Source organism: Novosphingobium flavum, assembly GCF_014230315.1.
Lineage (GTDB): Bacteria > Pseudomonadota > Alphaproteobacteria > Sphingomonadales > Sphingomonadaceae > Novosphingobium > Novosphingobium flavum.
Genome location: NZ_JACLAW010000002.1, coordinates 422951 through 428950, shown reverse-complemented (window position 1 = coordinate 428950; position 6000 = coordinate 422951). Strand labels below are relative to the sequence as shown.

Genomic DNA, 6000 nt, shown 5'->3' with positions numbered 1-6000 from the left:
CCATCATGCTCGCCGGCTATGCCGACCGCTCGGGTACGCCCAAGTACAACGTCGCCCTCTCGGGCCGCCGCAATGACTCGGTCCAGGGCTACCTGACCAGCCATGGCGTCCCCGGTTCGGCGATCACGGCCCAGGCCTTCGGTGAAACGAACCCCCGCGTTCCCACCGCCGACGGCGTCCGCGAACTCCAGAACCGCCGCGTGGAAATCACCTACGGGCCGGGTTCGGGCAACTAAGAACCCCGCGAACCACCGAGGTTTCGCGAGTGAGAGGGCCGGAGAAATCCGGCCCTCTTTTTTGTGCCCGGAGGACCCGGCGACGAGGTTCAGGGTGACACGAGTGTCACCCTGTCCGGGCGCTATGCGGGGCTTAAGCCGCTGTTATTCAAGGCGGCGCTGAGCGAGTGCATGGGTGACACTTGTCCTACACGGATCGTCCGCGGCCGGTTTCAAAGAACGAGCGCAGGATGACAGGGTGGGGGGATGTAGGAAAATGGTTTGGGAGGGGCACTGTCCAAGATGCCTTCCAGCGGGCGGGACTATTTGAAGACCACAAGCATCGAGCGGGCTGGCGTCGTCGCCGCCCCCGCAGTACGATCGTATATGATCGAACCGCAGCCAAGCACCTCATTTCATTCGTATCTTCTGCCGGGAGAACGGCTGCTGTGGTGCGGTCAGCCCAAGCAGGGACTGACCGTCAGCAGCAAGGATGCATTGCTGATCCCGTTCAGCCTGATGTGGGGAGGCTTTGCGATATTCTGGAATGCCTCCGTCTGGAGCATGCCGAACGCCGGGCAGGGCGGCGATTGGTTCTTCCGCCTGTGGGGCCTGCCATTCCTGATCGCCGGCCTCTACATGATCGTTGGCCGTTTCATTCACGATGCCGCGCTGCGCAGGCGCCTTTATTACGCCGTTACAGATCAGCGCATCCTCATCCTGCGAGGGCCTCGGCTAAAATCGCTCGACATCGCCAGGTTGCCCAAGATCGAGCTGTCCGAGCATGGCGACGGGACCGGCACGATCGAACTGGATGGCGACAATTCGATGTTCACGTCGCGCCGCAACGGATTCGGGTACTGGACTCCCGCCCTGAGCGATGCGGTGCAGTTTTTCCGGATCACCGACCCACGCACGGTCTACCAACTTATCCGCAGCCATGCCGCCGCCTGATCCGTCTGCCAGCATCAACCGCAGTGCGCGGCCTTCGACAGGCTCAGGCTGAGCGGGTGGGGGTTGATGGCGTCAGTGTAGTCGTACCGGGTACGCGCTCGCGCCTTACCCCTCCACCATCCGCTGCGCGGATGGCCCCCTCCCCCTTTGCGCCTTTGGCGAAAACGGGGGGGGGGGGATCTGTTCCCAAAGGGCGGGGAGCGCGAGGGCGATGGCCCTCGCACTTCATTCTTCCCGCCTTCCCCGAAATGTCAGTCGAACAGGCTCGAGACCGAGCTTTCGTCGGCGATGCGGCGGACGGCTTCGCCGATCAGGGGGGCGATGGTGATGATGCGGATGCGGTCGGAGGCCTGGGTGGCCTCGGTCGGTAGGATCGAGTCGGTGATGACCAGTTCCTTGAGGGCCGACGAGTTGACCCGGGCGACGGCGGCGCCCGAGAGGACGCCGTGCGTGATATAGGCGGTGACCGAGGCGGCGCCGGCATCCATCAGGGCTTGCGCTGCGTTGCACAGGGTGCCGCCCGAATCAATGATATCGTCGATCAGGATGCAGGCGCGGCCCTTCACATCGCCGATGATGTTCATCACTTCCGACTGGCCGGGCTTGTCACGGCGCTTGTCGACGATGGCGAGCGGGGCATTGTCGAGCCGCTTGGCCAGCGCGCGGGCGCGGACCACGCCGCCGACGTCGGGCGAGACCACCATCAGCGGCTTGTCGCCATAGCGGGCCTGAATGTCGGCCGCCATGACCGGCGCGGCGAACAGGTTGTCGGTCGGGATATCGAAGAAGCCCTGGATCTGGCCGGCGTGGAGATCGACCGCGAGGACGCGGTCGGCCCCGGCCGTGGTGATCAGGTTGGCCACCAGCTTGGCCGAGATCGGGGTGCGCGGGCCGGGCTTGCGGTCCTGCCGGGCATAGCCGAAATAGGGGACGACGGCGGTGATCCGCTTGGCCGAGGCGCGGCGCAGCGCATCGATGCAGATCAGCAGTTCCATCAGGTTGTCGTTGCAGGGATAGGAGGTCGACTGCAGCACGAAGACGTCCTCGCCGCGGACGTTCTCGTTGATCTCGACGAAAACCTCCTCGTCGGCAAAGCGGCGCACGGCGGCATCGGTCAGCGGCTGTTCGAGATAGCCCGCGATCGCACGCGCGAGCGGCAGGTTGCTGTTACCGGCCATCAGCTTCATCTCGGAACCCCTTTACCTATGCAAGCGACCCGCGCGCCTTTAGCCCCCGGTCGCCGAATTGCAACATCTAGTGGGTCAGCTTGCGGTGGATCGCTACCCAGCGCGGCCGCGACGGGCCGCGCGCGGCGGACTAAAAGCTGAAGCACGGCAGGAGGAAGTCCTGGGGCCATTGCCCCAGACCCCTTGCCGTCTTCCGGCGCTGCTGTCGTACCGGAGGCGGCACCTGCGCGCTGCCCCGGCGCCGGGAGACGGAATGGGGTGCAGGGGTATCAGCCCCTGCATATTCCCTTGTTCCTGCTGAATTATTCCGCTTCGCGGGAAGAAGAACCCGGTGCGTCGCTTACTTGCGGTGTTCGCCGCGGACCCAGCGGACGGTGCCGGAGGAGGCGCGCATGACGACGCTTTCAGTGGTCATCATGCCGTCCTTGCGGCGCTTGACTCCCTTGAGCAGCGAGCCGTCGGTGACGCCCGTGGCGGCGAAGATGCAATCACCCTTGGCCAGTTCGTCGCGGGTGTAGATCTTGTTCAGGTCGGTGATGCCCCACTTGCGGGCGCGACTGCGTTCGTCCTCGTTGCGGAAGACGAGGCGGCCGTTGAACTGGCCGCCGACGCAGCGCAGGGCCGCCGCGGCGAGGACGCCTTCCGGCGCGCCGCCCTGGCCCATGTAGAGGTCGATCGTCGTATCCTCGTTGGTGACGGCGATCACCCCGGCGACGTCGCCATCGCCGATCAGGACCACGCCGCAGCCGATGGCGCGCAGTTCGGCGATGAGGTCGGCATGGCGCGGGCGATCGAGCACGCAGACGATGATGTCGGCCGGGGCGACGCCCTTGGCGGCGGCGACGGCCTTGACGTTTTCGGTCGGACTCTTGGCGAGGCTGATCACGCCTTCGGGATAGCCGGGGCCGACCGCGAGCTTGTCCATGTAGACGTCGGGCGCGTTGAGCAGGTTGCCTTCCTCGGCAACGGCGAGGACGGCGAGGGCGTTGGGGCCCGCCTTGGCGCAGATCGTGGTGCCTTCGAGGGGATCGAGGGCGATGTCGATCTTCGGGCCCTTGCCGATGGCGGCGCCGACCTTTTCGCCGATGTAGAGCATCGGGGCCTCGTCACGCTCACCTTCGCCGATGACGACGGTGCCGTCCATGTAGAGCTCATTAAAGGCCTCGCGCATGGCTTCGACGGCGGCAGCGTCTGCCGCCTTCTCGTCGCCGCGCCCGATGAGCCGGGCGGCGCCGATCGCGGCGGCTTCGGTGACGCGCACCATTTCGAGGACGAGGACGCGATCGAGAACCTTGCTGGCGGGGGTCGAGCTCATGGAATTCCCTGAATGCTTACGTATGCAGAGGCGGGCTTAGAGGCGCGGCCCCGCCCTGTCGAGGGGCCGCGCCGCGGTGTGCGATCAATCGCCGAGGATGTGCAGGACGAGCGGCGGACGGGCCAGGCTGGGCGCGCCGTCGAGCAGGCGCAGCGCCTCGCTGACTGCGCTCTCGGGCCCCTCGTGGGTGACCATCGAGACCATCACCTCGCCCTCGGCCTCGGAGCGGCCCTTCTGGATCAGGCTTTCGATCGAGACCCCGGCATCGCGCATGGCGGCCGTGATCTCGGCAAGGACGCCGGGGCGGTCGGCCACGATGAAGCGGATATAGGCGCGGCCGGTGCGGTGGCCGGTGTCCGCCGCGGGCATTTCCTCCAGCTCGGCCACGGGGACCGAGAAGGGGGCGCCGATCTCGCCGCGGGCAATGTCGATCAGGTCGGCGACCACGGCGCTCGCGGTCGGGCCGTCGCCGGCGCCGGCACCCTGGAAGAGCAGGCGGCCGGAGAAGTTGCCCTCGGCCACGACCGCATTGGTCGCGCCATCGACATGGGCGAGCGGGTGATCGAAGGGCACGAGGTGGGGCTGGACGCGCTGGAACAGGCGGGGCGAGCCATCGGCCGCAATGCCCGGCTCGGCCATGCCGATCAGGCGGATGACGTAGCCGAGCGAATCGGCCTGGGCGATGTCGGCCGCGCGCAGGCGCGAGATCCCGGCGGTGTCGACCGAGTTGAAGTCGATCTTCGCGCCGAAGGCGATGGCGGCGAGGATCGAGAGCTTGTGCGCGGCGTCGATCCCCTCGACGTCGAAGGTGGGATCGGCTTCGGCATAGCCGCGGGCCTGGGCCTCGGCCAGCACGTCGGCGAAATCGCGGCCGGTGTCTTCCATCTGCGAGAGGATGAAATTGCAGGTGCCGTTGAGGATGCCGTAGACCCGCTCGAAGGCATTGGCGGCGCCGCCTTCGCGCAGGCCCTTGATCACCGGGATACCGCCGGCCACCGCCGCCTCGAACTTGAGCGCGACCTTGGCCGCCTCGGCCTTGGCGGCGAGTTCGAGGCCGTGGTGCGCGATCATCGCCTTATTGGCGGTGACGAGGGCCTTGCCCGCCTCGATCGTGGTGCGGGCGCAGGCCAGCGCCGGGCCATCCGACCCGCCGACCAGTTCGACCACAACGTCGACATCCCCGCGCTCACCCATGACGACCATGTCGTCTTCCCAGGCATAGGGCGTCAGGTCGACGCCGCGCTTCTTGGTGCGATCCCGCGCGGAAATGGCGGTAATCGTGATCGGGCGACCGGCGCGGCGGGCAATCAGCTCGGCATTGGTCTCGATCAGGCGAATGACGCCTGCCCCCACGGTTCCCAGTCCTGCAAGCGCGATACGAAGCGGTTCGGCCATGATAATCCCTTTCGCGCCGCGCCCTAGGCGAGTGCGGCGCGAAAGGCCAGAGACTGCTGCGCGCGATTGTCGCCTGGCAATTTTCGCTTCTAGCCGCGGGTGCGGGTGCAGGGACCGAGCTGTTCGAGCACCCAGGCATAGTCGGCTCCGGCTTGGGCCTTGTCCTCGCCCGTCGCCGAGACATTGACCGCCGGATCGAGCCGGCGCGGCAGGAAGCAGGCGAGACGGTACCACGCCAGGGTGTCGGCCCTGGGCGGGGCGCCGGTCGAATCGACCACCTCCGAGAAGGAAACGCTCCACCGGCGCGGCTGGTTCGGCGCGTGAACCACGCTGATCGAGGCCGGTTCGCCGTTGGCCATGGCGAGAAACATCTGGGTCTCGCCCTCGCCCACCAGGTTGCCGGGAACGAAGATCGCTTCCTGCACGCCGCGCAGCCGGCCTGGCGCGCCGGCCCCTAGCAATTCGTCTAACACGCCGCGCAGCCGCGCCTCGCCCTCGGGGCTCCACAGGACCTGCGCGTCGGGGGCGACGAGCTGGAGTTCGCCCGGCCGGGCCGGGACGGTGCGGGCGAAGAGGATGACCTCGCGCTTGATCAGCCTGGGCACCTTGCCTTTCGGATCGAGCGGCACATCCGCTTGGTAGCGCAGCGAATCTCCGGTCAGCGGGGCGCCGGTAAGGAGGGCCACGGTGCGGGCCTCGACATAGAGCCGGGCCCAACCGGGCCGGACGCCGGGCGCCCGCGCGGGCTCGACCACGGCGACGGAGCGGACCTGCGCGCGCAATATGGTGGGAGCATTATCGGAAAGATCGGCAAAATCGGCGTAGGAGAGCAGCGGCACGGGGGCCGGCGCGGTCTTCGCGTTCGCAGTTGCAGCAAAAAGCACCCAGCCGAGTGCAAGTCCCGCAAGTGCACGAACTGGCGCGCGAAATCGGC

The 6000-nt window shown here is 67.3% G+C and carries 6 protein-coding genes; 2 read left to right on the top strand and 4 right to left on the bottom strand.

Annotated elements, in window-relative coordinates:
* Positions 1-236 (top strand): OmpA family protein (locus H7F51_RS04045; RefSeq protein ID WP_185662920.1); only part of this gene is annotated, 236 nt, incomplete at its 5' end.
* A gap of 366 nt (positions 237-602) precedes the next feature.
* Entirely contained in the window at positions 603-1169 is a 567-nt protein-coding gene (locus H7F51_RS04040; protein ID WP_185662919.1) for a PH domain-containing protein, read from the top strand.
* A 251-nt stretch (positions 1170-1420) separates the two neighbouring features.
* On the opposite strand, the gene H7F51_RS04035 is transcribed toward H7F51_RS04040, so the two are convergent.
* The 4 genes from H7F51_RS04035 to H7F51_RS04020 all read right to left on the bottom strand — a co-directional run bounded on the left by H7F51_RS04035 (position 1421) and on the right by H7F51_RS04020 (position 5950).
* Positions 1421-2356, bottom strand: a complete 936-nt coding sequence (locus H7F51_RS04035; protein ID WP_185662918.1) for a ribose-phosphate pyrophosphokinase — start codon at positions 2354-2356, stop codon at positions 1421-1423.
* A gap of 340 nt (positions 2357-2696) precedes the next feature.
* On the bottom strand, positions 2697-3671 hold the full coding sequence (glpX, locus tag H7F51_RS04030) for a class II fructose-bisphosphatase (RefSeq protein ID WP_185662917.1): 975 nt from the start codon (positions 3669-3671) through the stop codon (positions 2697-2699).
* A gap of 84 nt (positions 3672-3755) precedes the next feature.
* Positions 3756-5066, bottom strand: coding sequence for a homoserine dehydrogenase (locus H7F51_RS04025; protein ID WP_185662916.1), 1311 nt, complete (start codon positions 5064-5066; stop codon positions 3756-3758).
* 89 nt (positions 5067-5155) lie between these two features.
* Positions 5156-5950 carry a hypothetical protein gene (locus H7F51_RS04020; protein WP_343061193.1) on the bottom strand — a complete coding sequence of 265 codons (795 nt, stop codon included), beginning with the start codon at positions 5948-5950 and terminating at the stop codon, positions 5156-5158.
* Positions 5951-6000 lie beyond the last annotated feature (50 nt).